This is a genomic window from Streptosporangium subroseum (assembly GCF_900188345.1).
Taxonomy (GTDB): Bacteria; Actinomycetota; Actinomycetes; order Streptosporangiales; family Streptosporangiaceae; genus Streptosporangium; species Streptosporangium subroseum.
This window is the reverse complement of record NZ_FZOD01000015.1, coordinates 12,454-35,956: the sequence shown is the minus strand read 5'-3', so window position 1 is coordinate 35,956 and position 23,503 is coordinate 12,454. Positions and strand designations below refer to the sequence as shown.

The window sequence follows — 23,503 nt, the reverse complement described above, 5'->3', positions numbered from 1 at the left end:
CAGTCATGTAGAATTTCTACCGAATGACATCAGGTTATGACAAGACTGGACCGAACATGGATCAGATCGACCGTGCGCTGATCGCACAGTTGCAGCGAGACGCGACCCAGTCCTACGCCGCGCTGGGGCAGAGCGTCGGTCTGTCCGCGGGCGCCGTTCACGAGCGGGTGCGGAAGCTGCGCGAGCGGGGGGCGATCCGTGCCACGACCGTGGACGTGGACCCGAAGGCGCTGGGCCTGGGGGTGCTGTCCTACGTCATGGTCGACTCGAACGCCTGGATGGGCGACACGGCGGCGGCCTTCGCCGCCCTGCCTGAGGTGCAGGAGGCGCACGTCATCGCCGGCGCCGCCTCGGTTCTGCTGAAGGTCCGTACCCCGACGACCGAGCAGTTGCAGGACGTGCTCCGCCGGATCTACGACATCTCCGGCGTCTCCGGCACACAGGCGATCGTCGTGCTGGAGACCTTCTTCGAGCGTCCGATCGCCGTCGGCTGATCGCCGGGGGGCCCCGGGAATCCGGCGGGTGGCGACCTTGGGCCCTCGGAGATCTGGTCAGGTGTCTCGACGCGGACGTTGTCGAAGGCGGCGATGAGGTCCTTCCGTGAGGGCCGTCCCTGGGTAGGGAGCAGGGTGCTGGTGCGCCTGCGCGCAGTGGTGTGGTTCGGCGGGTGAAGCCGGTGGACGGCGCCGTCCGGCGTCCGGAGCCGAGTTCGGATTCGAGGAAGTCAAACCATCTGGTTGTTTTAGGGTGGTGGCCATGAGCTACGACTCCTCCGCCACCCGCGCGCGGCTGCTGGCCGCGGCGTACGACGAGTTCGTCCGTGTCGGATTCGCCGGGGCCCGGGTCGACCGCATCGCAACCGCCGCCTCGGCGAACAAGCAGGCGATCTACGCCTACTTCGGTTCCAAGGAAGCCCTGTTCGACGCGGTCCTGGCCGACCGGCTCCGCGTCCTGGCCGACGTCGTACCGTTCACGCCCGACGACCTGGCCGGCTACACCGGCGCGCTGTTCGACGAACTGACGGCCGACCCGGGGCTGCAACGCCTCACCCAGTGGAAGATGCTGGAACGCCCCGAGGCATCGGACCAGGAGCGGGAGGCACACCTGTCCAAAGCCGGTGCCATCGCCGAGCGCTACGGCGTCGAGGTGACGACCGCGATGGACGCGATGATGATCGCGCTGGCAGCGGCCCAGAGCTGGAACATGACGGCCTTGGTGATCCGCAACCCCCTGGACGAGGATCCCGGCAAGCGTCTCGCCAACCACCGAGCCGCCATCGTCACCGCGGTCGCGGCCGTCACCACCGCACTACTGGACGGGCCGGGACCCGGCGGGCGGAAGTGACCAGGGGCGGGCACCGACGACTTCCCGCGATCGTTGAGCGGGGAAAGAGACGGAGGCCGTTCGATGATTCGGGAGGTCGTGCTCTCGCTGCCGTTCGAGGGTCTGTGGTTGGCGAGGAACAGTCCGGCCCGGCGGGTCCCGAGTCACGGGACCGACCTGTTGGGCGAGCGGTATGCCATCGACTTCATCGGTGTGGACCATCGTCACCGGACCGCGGACCGCCGTGACTGGCGGACCTTCCTCGCCACCGAACCGGCGGAGCGGTTCTTCGCCTATGGCCGGCCGATCCTGGCACCGGCCGACGGCGTTGTCGTCGGGGTGCACGACGGCGAGATCGATCACGTGGGGCGGCGGTCACAGCTGACCCTGGTGCCCTATGCACTGGGTCAGGTGGCGCGGCTCCGGCAGGGAATCGCGGCGATCGCCGGCAACTATCTGATCATCGCGCTGCGCGACGGCGGCGCGTTCGTCGCCCTGGTGCATCTGCGGGCCGGCTCCGTTCGCGTCGCCCTCGGCGAGGAGGTGACGACGGGGCAGCCGATCGCGGAGTGTGGCAACTCCGGCAACTCGACCCAGCCGCACGTGCACGTGCAGGTCATGGACAGCCCGGACCTGTCCGTCGCCCAAGGCATCCCGATGGCGTTTCGGCGCTTCCGCGAACGGCCTCGCGGCGCGAGACATCCCCAGATCAGGGAGTCCGGCCTTCCCGGCGAGGGCGCGGTCGTCGAACCGTTGCCCGTACCGGAACCTTTCGAGGCCCCGTGATGTAGGGGGATCCATGAGACATCGGTTCCCCATCCTGGTCGTCGCGCTGGTTCTCGTGACGGCCGGCTGCAGCGCGAGTCCCGCTCCACCGGCCGAAAGCGGGCATGGAAACGCCGGATCGGATCCCGGAGCGCAGCTGCGTCGCCCGTGGGCGGTTGAGCGTCATCAACCGGGAACGCGATGTCCGGTCACCACCGAAACCACACGACCCGACGAGGACACGGGGACGGTTCAGGGTGGATGGCCGGCCGGGCCGATAGGGCTGGAGGACGGCCGCCTCGACTACTCCGCCCCCGACCCCGGCGGCGCGTGGGCAGACCCTACCTGGGCTGCTCAGAAAGTGGCGTGGGCGGTGAATCCCACGCTGACCACACCGGTTCTGGTGCGCGGCCGGCAACTCGACGGGCCTGGTGAGGTCAGGTTCGGCGACCCTGCCGTCGAGGAACTCCTCCTGGATCCGGCCGAGGACGCGCTGCCCGGCGGCTGGCGGGAGTATCCATCCCTGACCCGATTGCGCGCTCCCGGTTGTTACGTCTACCAGATCGATGTGGCAGCGGGCTCTTTCACTGTCGTCTTCCGTGCCTTCGGCCCGGTGGTGGCCTCCACGCACAGCTGAGGCTCGGGCCGGGACCACGGGCCCGATCGAGGTTGTGAACAGCGACTTCCCCGGGACCGCGATGACGGTTCCCCGAGACCGCGATGGCGCATCGCGTCGCGGGCAAGGAATCCGGAGCGATACGAGGATTCTCTCGCCGCCCACCACGAGCTGATCGCTCTCTGCTGCGAGATCGACGACCGGCAGCACCTTATGACCGCTTGGCGTAAACGACTAGAAGGTGTCTGACCTGTGGACATCCGATAGATGTCCCGTTACCATCCCTTTTATGGTCTATGGTCTGAACCATAAACCTTGGAGGTGGAATGTTCAGCGGAGAGGCCATCGATGGCGCAGTGGAGGCATTGGCGGAGGACGCCTTCGCCTTTCTCGAGCGGCTCGTCGCGGCGCGGAGCACGGTCGGTAATGAATCCGCGGCCTGTGACGTGCTCAGCGCGGAACTCGCGGTCTCCGGCTTCGACGTCGAGTCGCTGCCGATCCCGGAGGACATCGTCTCCGACCCCCTCGCCGGGGTGAGGCAGGTCCCGTACGCCGGGCGGGCCAACGTGCTGGGGAGCCGGGGCGCTGAAGGCGGCCGTTCCCTGCTGCTGAACGGCCATCTCGACGTGGTGCCGGCCGACACCCCCGAGCTGTGGACCAGCCCCCCGTTCCGGCCGGCCCGTCGTGACGGGCGGCTCTACGGGCGCGGCGCCGGCGACATGAAGTGCGGGTTCGCCATGGGGCTGCTCGCCGTACGGGCTCTCGACGAGGTGGCGCCGGGGTTCGACACCGGCCGCCTGATGCTCCTCGGCGCGATCGAGGAGGAGTGCACGGGCAACGGCACCCTGTCGGCCGCCCGGGCCGGGGTCCTCGCCGACGCCGCCGTCGTTCTCGAACCCACCGACCTGGGGATCCTCACGGGCGGGGTCGGCGTGCTCTGGCTCGACGTGCGCGTGGTGGGCCGTTCCGCGCACGCGGAGTCGGCGCACCTGGCCGTCAACCCGGTCGATCTCTGTTCGGTCCTGGCGCGGGGACTCCGCGACTGGTGCGACCGGCTGCCGGACGAGGTGCCCGACGAGGCCTTCGCCGAGCTCGCCAGCCCGTACAACGTGAACGTCGGCCAGATCTCAGCCGGTGACTGGCCGTCCAGCGTGCCGACGGAGGCGCTGCTGCGGCTGCGCGTGGGCTTCCCGCGGGGCTGGTCGGCCGACGAGGCGGAAAAGCGGGTTCGCGCCGCCATCGACGACATCGTGGCGGGTGACGACCGCTTCCCCTCCGCGCCGCTGGTGACGCTTACCGGGTTCCGGGCGGCCGGGTACGCCCTCGCGGACGGGCACCCGCTGACCGCGGCGGTGGCCGAGGCCCACCGCGAGGTTCACGGCGCCGACCCGCGGACCTACGTCATCGGGGCCACCACCGACGCCCGCTTCTACGTCAACGACTTCGACGTCCCCGCTCTCTGCTACGGCCCGCGGGTGTTCGACATGCACGGGATCGACGAGAGCGTCGACCTGGGGAGCATCGTCGACGGCGCCAAGGTCCTCGCCCGGTTCATCCATCGGTGGTTCCAGCCGGTGAGTTACGGATGAGCGAGTCCTTCGAGCCACCCCTGCTGACCGAGTTGCAGCGCGACAGCACCGATCCGCTGGCCGGTCCCATCGTGGTGCGCAACGCCCCGGAGCAGATCGTGGAACGCCTGGTCACCGCGGTCGCGCTGGGAGTGTACGTGCCCGGCCAGGCACTTCCCCCCGAGCGCGAGCTCGCGTCGTTGCTCGGCGTCTCCCGGGCCACCGTGCGCGAGGCCCTGCGCCGGATGACGGAGAGCGGCTACATCGAGCAGCGGCGCGGCCGTACCGGCGGCTCTTTTGTGCTGGAGGGCTGGAGGCCCTCCTCGGCCGACCTGATCCGGCGCCACCTGCTGCCCAACTGGTCGCGGTTCGAGGCACTGTTCGACGCCCGCCGGCTCCTGGAGCCCGTGATCGCGGCGACGGCCGCCCGCCGCCGCGACGACGGCGACGTGGCGTCCCTGTCGCAGGCCCTCGTCGACTACCGCGAGGCCGGCGACCGCGAGGAGTCCCGCGTCGCCGACGAGCGGCTGCACCGGGCGGTGGCCGAGTCGACGCACAATCCGGTCCTCGTCGGCATCAGCGCCCAGATCCGCACCAGCATCAGCCTCGACCTCGGCGCGGAGCCCTACACGCCCGAGATCCGCCGCATCGCCGCGATCCAGCACGGCGAACTCGCCGACGCCGTGATCGAGCAGGACCCCGACCGCGCCTCGGCGATCGCCCTGGAGCACTTCGGCCTCACCGAGAAGCTCATCCGCGACCTGGTGGTGCGGGTGGGCGAGGCGGCGACGACGGAGGCCGGCGGATGAGCCCGCGACTGCGCTTCGTGCTCCGGCGGCTCGCCCTGACGATCCCCGTGCTGTTCGTGATGAGCGTCTTCATCTTCCTCATCATCCGGCTGGTGCCGGGAGACCCCGTGCGCACCATGCTCGGCTTCCGGGCCACCCCCGCCAACGTGGCCCAGGTACGGGCGCAGCTGCACCTCGACGACCCGCTGTGGACGCAGTACCGCGACTGGATCACGGGCGTCCTGCACGGGCAGTTCGGTCAGGACTTCATCAGCAAGGCGCCGCTGGGCGAACTGCTCGCGCAGCGGATTCCCGTCACCCTGGAGCTGACGCTGCTGTCGATGCTCCTCGCCGTCGCCGTCGGGGTGCCGCTGGGAGTCCGTGCGGCGGTCGGGGGCCGGTGGGCGCGCCGCCTGACCGAGGGGTTCGTCGTCTTCGGGATCAGCGTCCCGGACTTCTGGCTCGGCATCATGCTCGTGCTGTTCTTCTCCGGCACGATGATGTGGCTGCCGCCGTCGGGCTTCATCTCCTTCGCCGAGGACCCGGGCGGCAACCTGCACTACATGATCCTCCCGGTTCTCACGCTGGCCGTCGCCGAGGCGGCGTACATCGTCCGGACGACGCGCGGGTCCATGCTCGGGGTGATGGGCCGTCCCTTCATCGTCTATCTCAGGGCGAAGGGCACACGGGAACGTTCCATTGTCTACCGTCACGCCCTGCGCAACGCGGCGGCTCCGATCGCCACGGTGATCGGGATCCAGTTCGGCGTCCTGCTGGGCGGCGCGATCGTCGTGGAGACGCTGTTCGCCCTGCCCGGCGTGGGCCGCCTGATCGTCACGGGCATCAACCAGCGCAACTATCCGGTGGTGCAGGCGGGGCTGCTCGTGGTCGCCACGTTCTTCATCCTGATCAGCCTGATCACCGACGTGGTGGTCGGTTTCATCGACCCGCGGGTCTCCGACAGGGGGCAGTCGTGACCATGACCATGGCGTCGGGCGCGCGCCGGAGCCGATCGGCCGTCGCGGCCCTGCCGCGTTCGGCACGGATCGGCGCGCTCATCCTGGTGGTGCTGGTGGTCGTCGCGGTCCTCGCGCCGCTGCTCGCCCCGCACGACCCCAACGCCATCGACTCCTCCCGGGTCCTCGGTGCGCCCGACCTGGGGCATCCCTTCGGGTCCGACGCCCTCGGCCGGGACGTGCTCAGCCGTACGATCTACGCCTTCCGCACCAGCCTGGCGATCGTCTTCGGGGCCGTGGCCGTCGCCTCCCTCATCGCCCTGCCGCTGGGGACGCTGGCCGGTTACTTCGGAGGGTGGGTGGACCAGGTCATCTCGCGCCCGTTGGACATGCTGCTCGTGCTTCCCGCGCTCCTGCTGGCGATCAGCCTCATCGCCATCGTCGGGCCCGGCAGTCTCGTGGCGGCGCTGGCGATCGCGCTGATCTACCTGCCGATCCTCGCGCGGGTGCAACGCGCGTCGTCCCTGGTGGTCTCGCAGTCGGGCTTCGTCGAGGGCGGCCGGGCCCGGGGCTGGTCGTCGGCCGCGGTGCTGCGTCGTCACGTGATCCCGAACGCGCTGGGGCCGCTGCTGGTGCAGGCGGCGATCCTGGCGGGCTTCGCGGTGCAGATCGAGGCCGCGCTGAGCTTTCTCGGCCTGGGCACGCAGCCGCCGACCGCCTCGCTCGGGCTCATGCTCTCCGAAGGCCGCGACGTGCTCACCCAGGCGCCCTGGGTCGAGATCTTCCCCGGGCTGGCCATCGCGGTCATCGTCCTCGCCTTCAATCTGCTCGGCGACGGACTGCGCCGCCACCTCGACCCGCAAGGGGTGGTCTCGTGACCGGCGCCGTGCTCCAGATCGAAGACCTGCGGGTGCGCATCCCGGTGCCCGGAGGCCGCTGGGTGGGAGCCGTCGACGGGGTCACCCTGGCCGTCGGCTCGGGGGAGATCGTCGGACTGGTCGGCGAGTCGGGATGCGGGAAGTCGACGCTCGGCGGCGCGGTCATGGGCCTGCTGCCCGGCGGGTCGGAGGTCTCCGGCCGGGTGCTGCTGGACGAGGAGGACCTGCGTGGCCTCACCGACGAGCAGTACCGGCGGATCCGGGGTGACGACATCGCCCTGGTCAGCCAGGACCCGGCGTCCAGCCTGGACCCGACGTTCTCGGTGGGAGCCCAGGTGGCCGAGGCGATTCGCAACCACCGCGACGTCAGCCGGCGAGCGGCGCGGGAACGCGCCGTGGAGTTGCTGGGCATCGTCGGGATCCCCGACCCGCGCGCCCGTTACGCCGACCCGCCGCACCGGTTCTCCGGCGGCATGAAGCAACGCGTGGTGATAGCGGCGGCCCTGGCCAACGACCCGGCCGTGCTCATCGCCGACGAGCCGACCACCGCGCTGGACGTGACCATCCAGGCCCAGATCCTGCACCTGCTGCGCGACCTCACCGTCCGCAGCGGCACCGGGGTCCTGCTGATCACTCACGACCTCGGCGTCGTCGCCCAGGTCTGCGACCGCGTCGCCGTGATGTACGCGGGGCAGGTGGTCGAGCAGGGCACGGTCCGCGACCTCTTCGCCCGGCCGCTGCACCCGTACACCCGTGCGCTGCTCGACTCCCAGCCGGCCGCCCACCACCGGTCGGGCGACCTTCCCGTGATCCCCGGCAGGGTGCCCGATCTCACCGAACCACCGGCCGGCTGCCGGTTCGCGTCCCGGTGCGCCCACGTGCACGACCGCTGTGCTACGGCCCCTCCCGTGATCGGCATGCCGAACGGCGGACAGGTGGCCTGCTGGTTGCACCAGGCCGTGACCGAGGAGGTCCGATGACGGCTCTGCTCGACGTGCGAGGGCTCGTCGTCACCTTCCCGGCTCCCGACGCGGGGCTGCGCCGCCGGCGCGTGCACGCGCTGTCGGGCGTTGACCTCAGCGTGGGGCGTGGCCGGACCCACGGGCTGGTCGGTGAGTCGGGCAGCGGGAAGAGCACGCTGGCGCGCTGCGTCCTCGGGCTGCAACGGCCCGACGAGGGGTCGGTCGTCTTCGACGGCACCGAGATCGTCGGGCTCCGGGGCAGGGCGCTGCGCGAGGTCCGCCGGCGGATCCAGCCCGTGTTCCAGGACCCCCTGGGCAGCCTGGACCCCCGGTGGACCGTCGGCCGCAGCGTGCGGGAGTCCCTGGACGCCTTCGGCGTGGGCTCCGCCCTCGACCGGGACCGGCGGGTCCGCGAGCTGCTCGACCTGGTGGGCCTGTCACCCGACCACGCCGACCGCCATCCCGCGGCGCTGTCCGGCGGCCAGCGGCAGCGCGTGGGGATCGCCGCGGCGCTGGCCAGCGAGCCCGAACTCATCGTGGCCGACGAGCCGGTGAGCGCCCTCGACGTCAGCGTGCAGGCGCAGATCCTGAACCTGGTGGCGAAGCTGCAGCGCGAGCTCGGTGTCGCCGTGCTCTTCGTCAGCCACGATCTCGGCGTCGTCGAGCACGTCAGCCACGAGGTCAGCGTCATGTATCTGGGCGGCATCGTGGAGACCGCGGCCCGGGCGGAGCTGTTCGCCGACCCGGTGCACCCGTACACGCGGGCGCTGCTGGCCGCGATCCCGGTGCCCGAGCCGGACGCCCGCCTGGTCCACGTCCCGCTGTCCGGCGACATTCCCAGCCCGATCAACCCCCCGACCGGCTGCCGGTTCCACCCCCGCTGCCCGCTCCGGGTCGACTCGTGCTCACGCGAACGTCCCGTCCTGCAGCCCGTCACGGCTGCCCACCACGTCGCCTGCCCGGTCGCCCTCGGCGCCCGGCCGCAGTCGGACCCAGCGCCCGCGCAGAACTGATCCGGAGGTCCCGTGCCCACCGCTCACGTCAACGACATCACCATCAACTACCAGCTCGAAGGCGATGGTCCCGAGACCATCGTGCTCATCAACGGCCTGGCCGACGACCTGGCGTCGTGGGACTTCCAGGTGCCCGCGCTGCTGGAGGCCGGACTGCGGGTCCTGCGCTTCGACAACCGGGGGATCGGCGCGACGGACAAGCCCGCCGGGCCGTACACCTCCCGGCTGCTCGCCGACGACGCGAAGGCACTGGTCGACCACCTGGGCCTGACCGACGTGCACCTGATGGGCGTGTCGATGGGCGGGATGATCGCCCAGGAGTACGCCCTGGCCTACCCGGACGGTCTGAAGTCCCTGACGCTGGCGTGCACGTACGCCGCGCCCGGGGAGTTCTGCTCCCGGATGTTCTCGCTCTGGGCCGACATGGCCCGGGACCTGGGCGTCCCCGCCGTCATGCGGGACGTCACGCTCTGGGCCTTCACCGTGCCGTTCTTCGAGGAGCGCACCGAGGAGGCGGAGGAGTTCGAGGCGGCCATGGCCGCGCTGGACCAGCCCCTCGGCGCCTACCTGGCCCAGCTCAGCGTGATCCAGACCCACGACACCGTCGAGCGGCTGGAGCGGATCACGACTCCGACGCTCGTGCTCGCGGGCGAGGAGGACATCCTCATCCCGGTCCGGCTGTCGCGGCGCCTGCACGCCGCCGTCCCGGACGCCGAGTGGGCCACCGTGCCCGGCGGTCACGCCTGCCTGTGGGAGACCCCCGAGCCGTTCAACACGACCCTCATCGACTTCGTCCGCGCCCACGCCGGCTGACCAGGAGACCTCCATGACCAACAATCCGGGCCCGGGCCTGCCGCGGCGATCCTTCCTGCGGCGCGCCGGCCTCCTCGGGCTCGCCGTGGCCGGCGCCGGCAGCGCCGGCAGCCTGCTCGCGGCCTGCGCCCCGAGCGCCTCCTCGACCGCGGCGGGCGGATCGTCCGGCTCGGCGCCGAAGGCGGGCGGCATCCTGAAGGCCGCGCTCACCGGCGAGCCCGACAGCCTCGACCCCGCGGTGTCCTCGGTCTACACCGGCGCCCAGGTGTATGACGGCATCTTCAGCAAGCTGATCGACATCGGCCCCAACGGGGACCTCGTCGCGCGGCTGGCCACCAGGTGGACGTCCCAGGACGCCAAGACGTGGACCTTCGACCTCGTCGACAACGCGTACTTCCACAACGGCGAGAAGTTCACCGGCAACGACGTCAAGTACACCTTCGAGCGGATCCTCGACCCCAAGACCGCGAGTGCCTACGCCCCGCTGTACGCGCCCATCGACGCCGTCGAGGTCGTCTCGCCCACGCAGGTGACGTTCCATCTGAAGGCGTCGTTTGGACCGTTCCTCACCAATCTCGCCAACAACGGCGAGATCGTCAACCAGAAGGCGATCGAGTCCAAGGACCCGGCCCGCAACCCGGTCGGCACCGGACCCTTCCAGTTCGTCGAGTGGGTCCAGGGCGACCACATCACCCTGAAGAAGTGGGACAAGTACTTCCGCAGCGGACGCCCCTACCTGGACGAGGTCGACTTCCGGTTCCTGCTGGTCGACCAGAGCCGCGTCGACGCCCTGTCGGCGGGGGAGATCAACTGGGCCGACGCCGTCCCCCTGCAGCAGCTGCCCACGCTGAGCAAGGACCCTCGCTTCAGCTACGAGACCAGCCCCGTGGCCGGCATCCCCGACTTCCTGGCGATGAACGTCGCCAAGGCGCCCTTCGACAAGAAGGAGGTGCGCCAGGCCATCGCCTGGGCCATCGACCGCAAGGCGATCCGTCAGATCGCCTACTTCGGATCGGGCGAGGTCGGCGTGCAGGAGATCGCCAGCGGCTCGCCGTGGTTCGACGGCGTCGACCCCTACGCCGCCGGGCCCGACCTCGCCAAGGCCAAGCAGCTGCTCGCCGACGCCGGCTACCCGAACGGCCTGACGATCCGCTATCTCGGCCTGCCGCAGTATCCGGAGCTGCTGAAGACCGGCGAGATCGTCGCCGAGCAGCTCAAGCAGGTCGGCATCACGATGCAGATCGAGCAGGTCGACGTCTCGGTCTGGTTCGACCGGTACTCCAAGGGCGACTACGAGATCAGCAGCGCCTACCAGGAGCGCACCATCGACCCGGACAACTTCTACTCCCTCGTGGTGAAGACCGGCGGCTCCATCAACGCGATGAAGTACTCCAACCCGAAGGTCGACCAGCTCATCGACAAGGCCGCCGAGTCCACCGACATGGAGACCCGCAAGGGGCTCTACAGCCAGATCCGGGCGATCGTCCAGGACGAATGTCCTCTGATCTTCGTCCACTACGAGACGCTGAACTATCTGATGCAGAAGAACGTGACCGGCTCCACCGTGGGCTCCACGCTGGAGCTCGGCCTGGAGGACGTCGCCTTCACCGGTTGAGGCGAACGCGTGGCCGGAGGCGTCCGGCGAAGCCCGTGGTGACCGGGGGAGCGCCGCCGGGGACACCGGCGCCGCGACGAGCGCTCCCGGCGGCGACCGGTTTCAGCCGTGCGTCATCGATAGTCCTCCGGGACGGCGTCGCTCTGGCGCTGGGTCGCGCCGAAGTAGCCGCCCCAGTCCGGACGGGAGCCGTCGGCGTCGGTGAAGCCGTACTCCTTGGCCAGTTGCCAGGTCGCCAGCGACTGCCCGCTCCAGCGGTCCACCTTCGGGTCGGCGGCGAGTGCGGCCACCGCGCGGCCGAGGTAGACGGGTGTCTCCGACATCGCGAAGTAGGGATCGGTGGCGATGCCGTCCCGCCAGGTGTCCTCGGTGACGCCGAAGTGGTCGAGCATCGCCTCCGACCGGAGGAATCCGGGGGTGAGCGCGACGGCGGTGACGCCGTGCGGTCGCAGGTCGCCCGCCTGTGCCTGCGCCATCCGGATGACGCCGGCCTTGGCCAGGTCGTAGAAGAAGGTGCCCCGGTAACCCTGGTCGGCGGTGCCGTCGGTGACCTCCACGACCAGGCCGCGACGGCGGGCCACCAGCAACGGCAGGGCGTGCCAGCTGGTGATGATGTGCGTGTGCACCGCCTGCCGCTGCAGCAGCAGGCCGTCCTCGAGTGGCTGCTCCCACAGCGGCTTGTCCCACACCGTCAGCGGATCTCCGCCCCAGACGTTGTTGACCAGGATGTCGAGCCTGCCGTGCTGCTCGGCGTCGATCCGCGCCACCAGCTCGCGGACCCGATCGACGTCCAGGTGGTCGGTGGGCACCGAGATGCCGTGACCGCCGGCGGCGGTGACCAGTTCGGCGGTCTCCTCGATGGTCTCGGGGCGGTTCATCGGTGATCGTGAGGCCGTCGTGCTGCGGCCGGTGACGTACACGGTCGCCCCGGCCGCACCGAGCTGGACGGCTATTCCCCGGCCCCCGCCACGGGTGGCTCCGCTCACGAGGGCGACCTGTCCCGTCAGTGGTCTATCTGTCACTGGTCCTCCTTGGTGCACCGGTACGGTTCGAGCAGGGTGCTCAGGTCACGGCGGAGCGCCTCGGCGAGTGGTTGCGATCTGGTCATCGCCCAGGTGATCTGGGTGCCGTTGCGGATGGAGTCGACGGCGGCGGCGAGCGCGTCGGCATCGGCGCTCGCCACCAGGTGCCCGAGCGTCACCGCCGCCCGCAGGTAATCGGCCAGCTCGGCGCGGACCGCCGCGTCGTGTTCGCCCAGGAGCGCGCGGAACTCGGGGTCGGCCAGCTCCAGGTGAAGGAACGCCAGGTTGTTGGCGAACTCCTCCGGCTCCGTGTCGGGCCCCGCGCTGCGCACCACCGCTCGGATCAGCCCCTCGACGGAGTCGGGAGCCGTCTCGAACGCGGCCCGCATCGGCCGGATGAACGCCTTCTCCGACAGGCCCCATCGGACGAATCCGAGCAGCAGCTCACGCTTGCTGCCGTACCGCCCGACGAGCACACCCGTCGACACTCCGGCTTCCCGCGCGACGTCGGCCAATGTCAACCGGCTCGGCCCCACCCGCCCGACCGCCGCGGCGAGTGCGGCCATGATGCGCTCCTCGCTGATCGTGCGCGGTCGTCCCGCCATGATCCCTCCCCATTACATAATGAACAGTCATTATTTATAGCACGCGGCAGCGACCCCTGGCCGTTGCACTCGGGTCGTCAGGTGTGCGGCTCAGATCATCCGCCGCAGGGCGGTCTCCACAGCGTCGATGAGCGCGTCGCCTTCGGTACCGGGGTGGCGGGCAAGGCCGAGTTCGACATCCGGCAGAGTGGGCAACGCGGCCGCGTCGTGGCAGGCCATGGCCGGCTCGAGGTTGGCGGGCAGGAGCGCCGCGACTCCGAGCCCGGCCCGTAGCGCGGCGAGCACTCCGGCGAGGCTGTTGCTTTCGAACGCCACCCGCCAGCGGCGCCCCGTGCCCTCCATCGCCTCCAGCACCGACGTTCGCCAGGCGCACGTGTTCGAGAACAGCACCACCGGCAGCGGATCGGCGTCGGTGGCGACACCCTGCCCGACCGCCCAGACCAGCGGCAGCCGCACCGTCCAGCGCGGCGGCCAGGGAAGGTCCGAGACCTCGTCGAGCACGAGTTGGACGCGGCCCGTGTCGTAGGCCTCCCGCATCGCCGCGCTGGAAAGACTGAGCACCTCCAGCGTCGCGTCGGGGTGCAGCCGCGCGAGGTCGGCGAGTGCCTGAGAAAGGCGGGAAGCGGCGAGATCTTCGAGGAGTCCCACCCCGCAATGCCCGGTGAGCGCACGTCCCGTTTCGGAGAGTGCCTGCGCCGACAGCGCGAGAATGCGCTCGGCGTAGGGCAGCAGCTCCTCGCCCGCCCGGGTCGGCGAGACGCCGGACGGCGCCCGGTGCAGCAACGGGCTGCCGACGGCCTTCTCGAGCTTGCGCAACTGCTGGCTGAGCGCGGGCTGGGTGCGGCCGAGCGTCGCCGCCGCCCGGCTGATGCTGCCCGCCCGCACGGCGGTGACGAACGACCGCAGCAACGCGGTCTCGAGGTCGTGTGCCATAAGTATTCATTATGCCTGGTCCAACAAATTGGCGACTTCCTATGGCGCTCCGGTTGACCTAGCGTCAAAACAATGACCAGATTTCGACAGGTGCTCGCGGTGCCGGGGATGACGCCGTTGCTGGGCATTTCACTGCTCGCTCGTACCGCGATCACGGCGGACGCGATGGCGTTGACGATGTACGTCGTCATCGCCCTCGAGATGAGTTACGCGGCGGCGGGAGCCGTGGTGGCGGCGCTCACCGCCGGTGTCGCGCTGGGCGGGCCGCTGCTGGGCCGGATGATCGACCGGCGGGGCCTGCGTACCGTGCTGCTGGCCACGGTCGTGTCGCAGCTCGTGTTCTGGCTGACCGTGCCGGCGCTGCCGTACGTGATCTTGCTGGGCGCCTCCTTCGCCGCCGGTCTGCTGATGGTGCCGATCCAATCGGTCACCAGGCAGGCGATCGCCGCGATGACGACGGCAGGCCAGCGGCGGGCGGCGTTCGCGCTGGAGTCGGTGGCGGGCGAGCTGTCGTACATGGTGGGGCCGGCGGTGGTGATCCTGTGCGCGGCGAAGGTGTCCCCCGGCGTGGTGGCATGGGGAGTGGGCGCCGCGATCGTCGTCGGCGGGGCAGGGATCGCCCTGCTCAACCCGCCGCTGCGGTCCGAGGACGAGGCGGACGGCGAGGCGGCGGGCCGGCCCCGGCGCCGGGAGTGGCTGGGATCGCGCATGGTCGCCGTTCTGACGATGGGGTTCGGCGTCGCGATGCTGCTCAGCGGCGTTGACCTGGCCATCGTCGCCACCCTTCGAGAAGTCGGCCAGGTCTCGTGGGCGGCCGTGGTCATCGCCGTGTTCGGGGTGACGTCCGTCGTGGGCGGCCTGGTGTACGGGGCGCTGACCCGGCCGATGCCCACCTGGCTGCTGCTCGGCCTGCTCGGGCTGGTGACGATTCCGGCCGGACTCGCCCATGACTGGCGCTGGCTGTGTGTGGCCGTCATCGGCGCCGGGCTGCTCACCGCACCGACCCTTTCCACGGTCTCCGACGCGGTGAGCCGGCTGACGCCGGCCGGCGTGCGAGGCGAGGCGACCGGCCTGCAGGCCTCGGCGGCGAGCGCGGGGTTCGCGCTCGGTGCCCCGGTCGTGGGAGTGGCGATCGACGCGTCCGTGCCGGCGGGCGGCTTCGCGGCGGCCGGCCTGGCCGGCCTGCTCGCCGCACTGACGGGATACCTGCTCTCGCGCCGGTCACCCGCCGCCGCGCCGTCTCCATCGCCCTCGTCGCAGGCACGCGAGCCCTGCGACGCCGTCGCGCCGACCCCATGACGTCAGCCCGGGTTGAAACCTTGCCTGTCCCGGCGTCCGGTCCGTGGCTGAAGCCCGGCGAAGCCATCGGGTCTGTCCGCGCGGTGCGACCGGCTCGCGCGTTCCCCATCCACGCGGTCTGGAGAACTTCGACGGGTGGCTGCTGGAGGAACACGCGACCGACCATGCCCGCATCCCGTGGGGCGGGTCGGTCGATCTCAAGCTTTGAGGATCTCACGCATGCTTGTGGAGGTCGCTTTCAAGACGGCGGGCCCTTGGGTGGGAGCGGGCCAAATTTGCAAGTAGTGGTCGTCGGGGGCACAGCGTTCCTCGTCCATCCCCCGAAGGTGGTAGCGCAGGCGGTAGGTGCCAGGGCCGGCTGGGAGCGGGGGAAGGTGGAGCTTCGGCCGGTCAGTGCCCGAGTTACCGGTAGCCGGTCTCCCAAGCCCACGCGGCGATGCCGACCCGGTTGCGCGCGCCGAGCTTGCGCTGGATGTGGGCCAGATGGGTCTTGACGGTTCCGGCGGTGATGTACAGCTCCGCGCCGATCTCCGCGTTGGTCCGGCCGTCGGCGACCAGTGCGACGATGTCCAGCTCCCGGTCGGTCAGCGGCTGCGCCCGCCCCGGCTCCTCGTGTCGGCCGGACAGCTCACGCAGCAGCCGTACCGTCACTGACGGGCTGATCAGGGCGTCGCCGGCCATCGCGGCGCGCACCGCCTCGATCAGCAGCCCAGCACCCGAGTGCTTGAGCAGGAAGCCGCAGGCACCATGGCGCAGCGCGGTGTGCACGTAGGCGTCCAGGTCGTAGGTGGTGACCACCACCACGCGCGCGCCGACCTGCGCGCCCGGGGAGCAGAGGATCCGGGTCAGTTCCAGCCCGTCCATCCGCGGCATCCGGATGTCGGCGATCACCACGTCGGGCCGGAACCGCCTGGTCAGATCCAGGGCCTCGGCGCCGTCGGCGGCCTGGCCGACCACCTCGATGTCCGGCGCGGTGCCGAGAATGGTGCGGAACCCGGACCTGACCTGCTCCTGGTCGTCGGCGATGAGTACCCGGATGGTCACGGCACCGGCTCCACGAGAGCGCCGGGAAGCTCGGCGCGGACCTGCCAGCCCGCCGGAGGCATGGGCTGGGCGGTGAAGACGCCGCCGAGCGCCTCGATCCGCTCGGCCAGGCCGGCCAGCCCCACTCCGCCGTGGCGCCGGCCCGTGAGGTCGCGTGGTGCCTGGCCGGTGTCGCCCGCCTGGTCGGTGACCGTGAGAACGACGCCGCCTTCTGCGGACTCGGCCAGTTCGACGGCGACCGCGGTGCCGGGGCGGGCGTGCCGACGTACGTTCGTAAGCGCCTCGACCACCACGCGGTACACGGTCGTGCTCGCCTCCTGATGCAGCGCCCGGTCCAGCCCCGAGGCCATGTCCAGTTCGATCGGGCCCGCGCCGCTGCCCGCGTAGCGCGCGATCAGCTCGGGCAGCTCGGTGGCGCCGGGCGACGTCGTAGGGCCGGTGCCCGCGCCGTACTCCAGCTCGCGCAACATCCGGATCGTCCGGTCCATCGAGGCGAGTGCGCGGGTGCCGTCCGACTCGATCCGCCGCAGCACCCTCGCGGCCTCGTCGGTATCGCCGCGAAGCAGCACCTGGGCGGCCTGGGCCTGGACGACCATGGCGCTGACGTCATGAGCCACGAAGTCGTGCAGGTCGGTGGCGAGCTGGACGCGCTGCGCCCGGCGGGCCTGCTGTACCGCCTGGACCCTGCGGGCGTCCAGCCAGCGCAGGTAACCGCCGGCCGCGGCGCCCACGAGCGCGGGCAGCGACCAGAACGCGCAGATCGCGATGGGCTCCCACCAGATTCCCCGCGGCGGGCCGGTGACCGGGAGGCCGAGCGCCGCCGAGGCGAGCACGGTCAGCGTGCCCGCGGCGACGGCCTCCCGGACCGGTGACCACCGGCACGCCAGCGCGACCAAGGCCATCAGCGCCGCGGTGTGCAGCAGCGACCACGAGGCGCCGGGGCCCAGCGGCGGGTGGGTGAACCACACGGTGATGCAGGCGAGCGAGATGAGGCAGACGATGCCGACGGCCATGCCGAGGACCCGCCGGGTACGGGGCCACCCCGCGACCAGCACTCCCAGCGTGCCGAGCGTCAGCGCGGCGGGCACTGCCAGGAGCGGGCTTGTGCCGGGGTGCAGCGCCCCGGCCAGGGCGAGGGCGGCAACCAGTGGGGCGGCGGTCAGGAGCACGCGTGCGGCGAGGCGTTCGACGCCCCCTCGCTCCGGCTCGGCGGTGACCGTACTTCTCAGCACGAACCCACCATAGAGCGGGCCGGGCGCGCTCCGCGTCTGCCGATCGGCAGATATCGGGACCGCCGGGGCGGCTGCGAGTCTCCAGACTGCGTGCCGCTCACAGGGGCGGCGCCAGACTCCAGGAGGAGAGATGACCCATTCGAATCCGCCCGCACCGCGGAACGGGGCGTGCCGTCCCGGCGATCCGCGCGGCACTCGGTTCGGAGGACGTCGATGACCGCGGCCGAGGTGGTGACCGCGCGGTACGGCGGCCGCATGGTGGAGCGGCTGTGGGGGCTGGTCCCCTACGCGGCCGCCCTGTGGTGCCTGGGCTACGGTGCCCTCGCCGTGTACTGGGCGTCCGGCGGTGCCGGGTTCCCCTTCGGCGCCGGCGACCCCAAGGGCATGGAGATGGGAAACCTGCTGGCCACCGCCGAGCCGCGAACGGCCGGCGTGGTCATCGCCTTCGGTTGCGCGGCCGGTCTGGTCGCCGCGCTGGCCGGGCGGTCGCCGTGGGCGCGGTGGATCCCGCACCGGGCGGCGGCCGTGGTGCTCCTCGTGGTGGCGGCACCGCTACTGCTGGCGATCCCCGACGTCCGGGTGCTCCAGAACATGGCTTACGGGCTGCACGGACACGCCCTGGTGGACTGGCCGTTGACGAACCAGCTGCTGTGCGCCCTCGGCGGCGCGCTGCTCGCCGGTACGGCGGCATCACTGCTGCGCGACCCGCGCTGCCCGCGGTGCGACCGGACACGCGCCGAACCGGGTACGGCGGCGCGCTGGGCCCGGATCGGCCGCTGGGCGACCGCGGTGGCGGTGGTGGCGCCGCTGCCGTACGCGGTGCAGCGGGCAGCGTGGAACCTCGGCATCCCGCTGGGCGTGGACCAGCAGTTCGTCCGGGGCCTGGCGGCCGACATGGCCGCGAAGGGGATCGGACCGCTGGTCGAGTACAGCCTGCCGCTGTCGGCCGTGGGCGGTGCGCTGCTCACGCTCGGGCTGTCCATGCGCTGGGGCACGGTCCTGCCGGGATGGGTGCCCTACCTGGGCGGCCGGCGCGTGCCCGTGGCACTGGCCGTGGTCCCCGCCACGGTCGTGACCGTCGCCGTCATCGCGGCCGGACTGGTGATTTACCGGCTGTTCATTTTTGACGGCCTGCCCATCACTGGCAGCGGCGCGCCCGGCCTGCTGTGGCTACCGTGGGGAATCGGGCTGGGCCTGGCCACGCTGGCCTACCATCGGCGCAGGCGGGCGACCTGCTCCGGTTGCTGACCCCGCGTCCCGCAGGACCACGCCGAAGCTCGCCGCCGCTATGCTTTACTACGGTTTGACCAGGCCGGACCGTCCTTTCCCTGGGCTCAACAAACGGTTGGAAATCGACTACGACGCGCTGGGCCGGACCACCGCCTTGTGGGGTCCAGGCGAGCCGCGCAGTGGTGGCACCCCGACCGCGACCGTTGCCTACGACGTCTCGGCCAGCGCAGCGGCCAAGACGACGATGCGCAAGTTGTTGTCGGGCACCGGAACGAGCGCGAAGTATGTGACCAGTTACTCTTACGACGACGGTCTCGGCCGGACAAGGGAAACTCAGGTAGCTTCCCCGGCGGGCGGGCGGATCGTTGCCGCTACCGTCTATGACGGCCGGGGGCTGACCCGGGCCGCCACTCAGCCGGCCTACAACGCTGGCGCGCCGGGCAGCGGATTACTCAACCCTGTGCTGGCGACCCTGCCGCAGTGGACCGAAACGCTGTATGACACCTTGCAGCGGCCGACCGCGGTGATCGAGCGCAGCCTGGCTGCCGAACTGCGCCGCACCACCACCGCCTACCCGGGCGCCGACCGCGTCGAGGTCACCCCGCCGGTCGGCGGCAAGACCGCCACCGTGATGGATGCGGCCGGGCGGACGGTGAAGACCGAGGAGTGGAAGGACACGGTCGTCCACCACGACACCGCCTACGGATACAACGTGTCAGGACAGCTGGCCAAGGTCACCGACGCCAGTGGCAACGTCCGCACCTTCACCTATGACTGGCTGGACCGCCGCACCGCGACCACCGACCCCGACGCGGGCACCTCGACCAACGGCTATGACGCGATGGGCCGGGCCTTGTGGGGCATTGACGGCAACGGCTCGAAGATCTCCTACAGCTACGATGACCTCGGCCGACGCACCGCCCAGTGGGTCGGCGAGGTGAGCACCGGCACCAAGGCCGCCGAATGGACCTACGACACCCTGGCAAAGGGCCAGCCGACGTCAGCCACCCGCTACGTCGGCGTCAACGCCTATACCGACACCGTCACCGGCTACGACGACTCCTACCGACCGACTGGTACCAAGCTCACCATCCCCACCGCCGAAGGCGCTCTAGCCGGCGACTACGCCTTCACCGCCGCCTACGACCGGGCCGGCAACCCCATCGAACAGGCCATGCCCGCCGCTGGCGGCCTGGCGGCCGAAACGCTCGCGCTGTCCTACACCGATCTTGGCCTGCCCAAGGCGCTGACCTCGAATTACGGCGGCGGCGCCACCTACGTCAAGGACACTCTCTACTCCCAGACCGCACGGCTGTCGGAGCGGCACTACGGCGCGAACGCCCAGGTGAAGCGATCTTTCACCTGGGACACGGTGACCGGTTGGCTGTCGCGGCTGACCACCACCGCCAAGGCCGACACCGCCACCCCGCAGATCGCCCAGGACGACCAGGTCACCTACAACAGCGCCGGTGATATCACCCGGATCCTGGACGCCGCCTCCGCCATCCCCGGCACCACCCCGGGTCAGTCCGAGTGCTTCACCTACGACGGCCTGACTCGGCTGAGCGCGGCGTTCACCACCACCGCCTCCTCCTGTGCGACCGGGCCCGCCACCGGGGGCATCGACCCCTACAACCACAGCTACACCTACGACGCAGTCGGCAACCTCACCAACCTGACCGACGGCACAGCCACCGCCACTTACACCTACCCGCTCCGGGCGCGGCGGCGGTGCGGCCCAACGCGGTCACCGCCATCACCCGCACCGGCGGCACCGACACCTACGGCTACGACAACGCCGGTCAGCTGACGGCCCGCACCGTCGGCGGCAAGCAGGGCACCTTCACCTGGAACCCGCTCGGCCAGATGGACAAAGCCATCATCGACGGCCAGGAAACCTCCATGGTCTACGACGCCGACGGCGAACGGCTGATCCGCCGCGAACCCGACGGCACCGCCACCCTCTACCTGGGCGCGATGGAGCTGGAGCTGTCCGCCGGCACGGTCAAGGCCACTCGCTACTACACCGGCCCGGACGGCTCCGCCGTCGCGCTGCGCACCACCGCCGGCATCAAGTGGCTGGCCTCCGGCTTGCACGGCTCCACCCAGCTGGCCGTCGACGACGCCACCGGCCAAGTCGCCCGTGAACGCTACCTGCCCTACGGCAAGCGTCGCGGCTCCGATGACCTGCCCTTCACCGACCGCGGCTTCCTCGGCAAGATCGAAGATGACTCCACCGGCCTGAACTATCTCTCGGCCCGCTACTACGACCCCTCCATCGCCAAGTTCGTCTCCACCGACCCGCTACTCAGCCTCGACAAACCGCAATGGCTCAACCCCTACAGCTACGGCGGCAACAACCCAATCGGGGCCTCCGATCCCACCGGCCTTCGCCCCGCACCAGATGCCGGCAAGGCAGACCCGTGTGTCAAACCCAGTAGCAAGGCCTGCAAGCTCCAGCGCAAGAATCTGGCCGAGGCCAACGCCGCCGCTCTGAAGGTCGAAGTCGACCGGCAGTTCAAGCTGATACTCAACGCGATCTTGGCCCTGGCCAAAATCGCCGCCGACGAACTCGGCATCACCGCCGGCATCCAGTGCTTCACCACCGGCAACCTCGGCGCGTGCGGCGAAACGGCGCTCAACGTCCTCGGCTCACTCGCCGGCGGCCTCGCCGGAAAACTAGCCACCAAGTACGCCCTTCCCTGGAAGTGGAAGAAAGCCTACGAGGTCGGCCAGAAACTCTGGAAACACGCGGGCGACGCCATCGGCGCCTTCAAGAACTGGATCGCGACCAAAGACAAACTCAAGGTCGCCGAAAAGGCCCGGGAAACCGCACAAAAGGCCTTCGCGGCCTGTACGCGACCGAACAGCTTCATCCCCGGCACCAAGGTGGCGATGGCCGACGGCACCGAAAAACCCATCGAACAGGTCAAGGTCGGCGACAATGTCATCGCCACCGACCCCAAGACGGGCACCACGACGGCGAAACCCGTCATCGCACTAATCACCAGCCATGGCGCCAAGAACCTCGTGCAGATCACCGTCGACACCGACGGTGATCGGGGCACCGCCACCGACGTCATCATTGCCACCGACCAGCACCCCTTCTGGGTCAACGATCAGCGTGCCTGGGTACAGGCCACCAAACTCCAGTCCGGGGCATGGTTGCAGACCAGCGCCGGTGACCGGCTCCAGGTCGTGGGGATCGCGAAGTGGACCACCGGCCACCAATGTGTTCACAACCTCACAGTTGCTGACATTCACACGTACTATGTGCTGGCGGGTACCACACCTGTTTTGGTCCATAATTCAAACGGACCGTGTGGAGTCTTGCCGACACCTCAGGTGTCGGATAGTAAACTTCAGAACCTCGCCAACTACCTTTATAAGGGGACTGGTAATCCTAATCTCATCGGCGACGGAACCACCATGAGCGCTGCGCAGCATGAGCTGAGCGGTGGAAGCCTGGTACAAGGGCGAGGTCACGTCAAGAAGGCAGAGGAAGCGATCCGCGCCTTGGCGAACTGGATGAATAAAAACCCGGATGCAAGCAAACACGACATGCTTGTTGCTCGCACGCTGCAGAGGTCGTTGCAAGACTCTCTCAGAGGTCGATACATGGACGGTACTGGGTGACACTCTCAACTGGATGGCTCGTTGACGAGCTTGTCCTCAGAGTTCCTGAGCTGCGCGAATTGTACGCGGAGCATCTTCAGGACAATGGAGAGATTCTTCCGCATGTGCTGTTCTGGGATTTTACGCAATCTATCGTCTCTGCGTATCAAGGAGAGTTGTCACCTCCCCTCGACTGGCGTACTGCGATTGAGTTCATTGAGAGCGCCTTTGGCGTTGTCGATGAATATGCTCAAGGCGTGATATCGGCCTCGTTTCTGTCGTCTCTTCCGTATCCGGGAGAGCCTGGTGCGGGAATAATTGAGCAGTTGGGCCCAGTCCTCCGAGAAGAATTAGCGATAGCTAGGGGTCCGAGTTCCGAAAGCGCGTCCTGAGAGAATTTCAAGAGGATCCCAGTAGCCCCACCGAAGACGCTGCCATCGGCCGCTGCGGCCACCTCCGGCGCCCATCATTCTTATCCGGGGAGTTTTTCCGGCGCTAGCTCCGAGCCCGGATCGCTGTTATCCGGGGAGATACTACTCATACTCCCCGGATAATGGCACTTATCCGGGGAGTAGTGGCCAGACGGCGTGAAGAGCCCGGAGCGCGGGGCGAACCAGGAGCTCCAAGGGAACGCGGGAGAGCGGGCAACCGGGCCAGCAACTCGGTCGTCTCACAGGCGCCCTGTCACTTCACCTTGGGGAGCGCTCCTTACTCAAACGCCTGCTCGTCTCCGCCGCCCTGGTCGCCGGCGCGGTTCGCGATCGCGTCGGCCCAGGTCGGTGTCCGGCCGTCATCTCGGATGGGCGCTCAGCCGGTAGGCACGCGCGTTGACTGCTGCCCGCAGCCGCCAGGGCAGCAGCCGGGTCACGAGCCTGTCGACGAGCCAGGCGTCGGGTGCCAGGTGGTATTTGAACCGTGGTCTCGGCCTGTCGACGATGCGATGGAGCTTGACGGCGACCTGTTCGGCGCTCACCAGGAAACGCGCGTTGTGCGAGTTCGCGCTCATCGTCGCGTAGTGATCCAGCACGTCCCGGTATCGTTCGCGGCCGGCGGCGGGCATCTGGTTCAGGCTCTCGATTCCCCCGCTCGTCGTCTTTTTCAGCATCGGCGTCTTGGTGATGCCGGGGACCGCCAGCACAGTGTGGGCTGCCGTAACAAGGGAAAAGTTCCTCATTTTGACATATTGACTGTGTGGATCATCAATGACACCGTCGATCATGTGCCCA

At 69.8% G+C, this 23,503-nt stretch carries 23 protein-coding genes; 17 read left to right on the top strand and 6 right to left on the bottom strand.

From position 1 onward, the window contains the following. Nucleotides 1-56: 56 nt before the first annotated feature. The 12 genes from CHC08_RS17315 to CHC08_RS17255 all read left to right on the top strand — a co-directional run bounded on the left by CHC08_RS17315 (nucleotide 57) and on the right by CHC08_RS17255 (nucleotide 11,297). Nucleotides 57-494, top strand: a complete 438-nt coding sequence (locus tag CHC08_RS17315) for an Lrp/AsnC family transcriptional regulator (RefSeq protein ID WP_089208331.1) — start codon at nucleotides 57-59, stop codon at nucleotides 492-494. A gap of 262 nt (nucleotides 495-756) precedes the next feature. Continuing rightward, a complete protein-coding gene (locus CHC08_RS17310; protein ID WP_089208410.1) occupies nucleotides 757-1,344 on the top strand; it encodes a TetR/AcrR family transcriptional regulator in 588 nt (195 codons plus the stop codon). A 63-nt stretch (nucleotides 1,345-1,407) separates the two neighbouring features. Further along, nucleotides 1,408-2,109 (top strand): M23 family metallopeptidase, encoded by a 702-nt coding sequence (locus tag CHC08_RS17305; RefSeq protein ID WP_089208330.1) that lies wholly within the window; start codon nucleotides 1,408-1,410, stop codon nucleotides 2,107-2,109. A gap of 352 nt (nucleotides 2,110-2,461) precedes the next feature. After that, nucleotides 2,462-2,725, top strand: a complete 264-nt coding sequence (locus tag CHC08_RS17300) for a hypothetical protein (RefSeq protein ID WP_143653249.1) — start codon at nucleotides 2,462-2,464, stop codon at nucleotides 2,723-2,725. Nucleotides 2,726-3,030: 305 nt separating this feature from the next. Next, a complete protein-coding gene (locus CHC08_RS17295; RefSeq protein WP_089208328.1) occupies nucleotides 3,031-4,293 on the top strand; it encodes a M20/M25/M40 family metallo-hydrolase in 1,263 nt (420 codons plus the stop codon). After that, the gene (locus CHC08_RS17290; protein ID WP_089208327.1) at nucleotides 4,290-5,081 is read left to right on the top strand and encodes a FadR/GntR family transcriptional regulator; all 792 of its coding nucleotides are present in this window, start codon (nucleotides 4,290-4,292) and stop codon (nucleotides 5,079-5,081) included. The genes CHC08_RS17295 and CHC08_RS17290 overlap by 4 nt, the downstream gene beginning before the upstream one ends. Beyond that, entirely contained in the window at nucleotides 5,078-6,037 is a 960-nt protein-coding gene (locus CHC08_RS17285; RefSeq protein ID WP_089208326.1) for an ABC transporter permease, read from the top strand. The genes CHC08_RS17290 and CHC08_RS17285 overlap by 4 nt, the downstream gene beginning before the upstream one ends. A gap of 2 nt (nucleotides 6,038-6,039) precedes the next feature. Next, nucleotides 6,040-6,894: an ABC transporter permease gene (locus CHC08_RS17280; protein ID WP_089208325.1), complete on the top strand. Its 855-nt coding sequence runs from the start codon at nucleotides 6,040-6,042 to the stop codon at nucleotides 6,892-6,894. Next, on the top strand, nucleotides 6,891-7,874 hold the full coding sequence (locus CHC08_RS48295; protein ID WP_179282084.1) for an ABC transporter ATP-binding protein: 984 nt from the start codon (nucleotides 6,891-6,893) through the stop codon (nucleotides 7,872-7,874). The genes CHC08_RS17280 and CHC08_RS48295 overlap by 4 nt, the downstream gene beginning before the upstream one ends. Further along, entirely contained in the window at nucleotides 7,871-8,869 is a 999-nt protein-coding gene (locus tag CHC08_RS17265; RefSeq protein WP_089208324.1) for an ABC transporter ATP-binding protein, read from the top strand. Before CHC08_RS48295 ends, CHC08_RS17265 begins: the two co-directional genes overlap by 4 nt. A gap of 12 nt (nucleotides 8,870-8,881) precedes the next feature. Beyond that, nucleotides 8,882-9,682 carry an alpha/beta fold hydrolase gene (locus CHC08_RS17260; RefSeq protein WP_089208323.1) on the top strand — a complete coding sequence of 267 codons (801 nt, stop codon included), beginning with the start codon at nucleotides 8,882-8,884 and terminating at the stop codon, nucleotides 9,680-9,682. Nucleotides 9,683-9,695: 13 nt separating this feature from the next. Beyond that, nucleotides 9,696-11,297, top strand: a complete 1,602-nt coding sequence (locus tag CHC08_RS17255; RefSeq protein ID WP_089208322.1) for an ABC transporter substrate-binding protein — start codon at nucleotides 9,696-9,698, stop codon at nucleotides 11,295-11,297. Nucleotides 11,298-11,410: 113 nt separating this feature from the next. Here the strand turns inward: CHC08_RS17255 and CHC08_RS17250 are convergent, their stop codons facing one another. The 3 genes from CHC08_RS17250 to CHC08_RS17240 all read right to left on the bottom strand — a co-directional run bounded on the left by CHC08_RS17250 (nucleotide 11,411) and on the right by CHC08_RS17240 (nucleotide 13,857). Continuing rightward, nucleotides 11,411-12,319, bottom strand: a complete 909-nt coding sequence (locus CHC08_RS17250; RefSeq protein WP_089208321.1) for an SDR family oxidoreductase — start codon at nucleotides 12,317-12,319, stop codon at nucleotides 11,411-11,413. After that, nucleotides 12,316-12,924 (bottom strand): TetR/AcrR family transcriptional regulator, encoded by a 609-nt coding sequence (locus CHC08_RS17245; protein ID WP_089208320.1) that lies wholly within the window; start codon nucleotides 12,922-12,924, stop codon nucleotides 12,316-12,318. The genes CHC08_RS17250 and CHC08_RS17245 overlap by 4 nt, the downstream gene beginning before the upstream one ends. A 90-nt stretch (nucleotides 12,925-13,014) precedes the next feature. Beyond that, the gene (locus tag CHC08_RS17240; RefSeq protein ID WP_089208319.1) at nucleotides 13,015-13,857 is read right to left on the bottom strand and encodes a LysR family transcriptional regulator; all 843 of its coding nucleotides are present in this window, start codon (nucleotides 13,855-13,857) and stop codon (nucleotides 13,015-13,017) included. Between the two features lie 72 nt (nucleotides 13,858-13,929). On the opposite strand from CHC08_RS17240, the gene CHC08_RS17235 reads away from it, so the two are divergent. After that, nucleotides 13,930-15,156 (top strand): MFS transporter, encoded by a 1,227-nt coding sequence (locus CHC08_RS17235; RefSeq protein WP_089208318.1) that lies wholly within the window; start codon nucleotides 13,930-13,932, stop codon nucleotides 15,154-15,156. Nucleotides 15,157-15,558: 402 nt separating this feature from the next. Here CHC08_RS17235 and CHC08_RS17230 read toward each other — a convergent pair whose 3' ends face one another. Further along, the gene (locus tag CHC08_RS17230) at nucleotides 15,559-16,200 is read right to left on the bottom strand and encodes a response regulator (RefSeq protein WP_089208317.1); all 642 of its coding nucleotides are present in this window, start codon (nucleotides 16,198-16,200) and stop codon (nucleotides 15,559-15,561) included. Beyond that, nucleotides 16,197-17,432 carry a sensor histidine kinase gene (locus CHC08_RS17225; protein ID WP_089208316.1) on the bottom strand — a complete coding sequence of 412 codons (1,236 nt, stop codon included), beginning with the start codon at nucleotides 17,430-17,432 and terminating at the stop codon, nucleotides 16,197-16,199. Before CHC08_RS17225 ends, CHC08_RS17230 begins: the two co-directional genes overlap by 4 nt. Before the next feature lie 213 nt (nucleotides 17,433-17,645). Here CHC08_RS17225 and CHC08_RS17220 point away from each other — a divergent pair, with 213 nt between their 5' ends. From CHC08_RS17220 to CHC08_RS52925, 4 genes are all read left to right on the top strand, one after another. Continuing rightward, nucleotides 17,646-18,680, top strand: coding sequence for a hypothetical protein (locus CHC08_RS17220; protein WP_089208315.1), 1,035 nt, complete (start codon nucleotides 17,646-17,648; stop codon nucleotides 18,678-18,680). Nucleotides 18,681-18,777: 97 nt separating this feature from the next. Continuing rightward, the gene (locus CHC08_RS17215; protein WP_179282083.1) at nucleotides 18,778-20,472 is read left to right on the top strand and encodes an RHS repeat domain-containing protein; all 1,695 of its coding nucleotides are present in this window, start codon (nucleotides 18,778-18,780) and stop codon (nucleotides 20,470-20,472) included. Next, entirely contained in the window at nucleotides 20,394-22,298 is a 1,905-nt protein-coding gene (locus CHC08_RS17210; RefSeq protein WP_089208313.1) for a polymorphic toxin-type HINT domain-containing protein, read from the top strand. The genes CHC08_RS17215 and CHC08_RS17210 overlap by 79 nt, the downstream gene beginning before the upstream one ends. Next, entirely contained in the window at nucleotides 22,295-22,669 is a 375-nt protein-coding gene (locus tag CHC08_RS52925) for a DUF7674 family protein (protein ID WP_420823570.1), read from the top strand. Before CHC08_RS17210 ends, CHC08_RS52925 begins: the two co-directional genes overlap by 4 nt. A 398-nt stretch (nucleotides 22,670-23,067) precedes the next feature. On the opposite strand, the gene CHC08_RS17205 is transcribed toward CHC08_RS52925, so the two are convergent. Continuing rightward, nucleotides 23,068-23,496, bottom strand: a complete 429-nt coding sequence (locus tag CHC08_RS17205; protein ID WP_143653246.1) for a hypothetical protein — start codon at nucleotides 23,494-23,496, stop codon at nucleotides 23,068-23,070. Nucleotides 23,497-23,503: the final 7 nt, after the last annotated feature.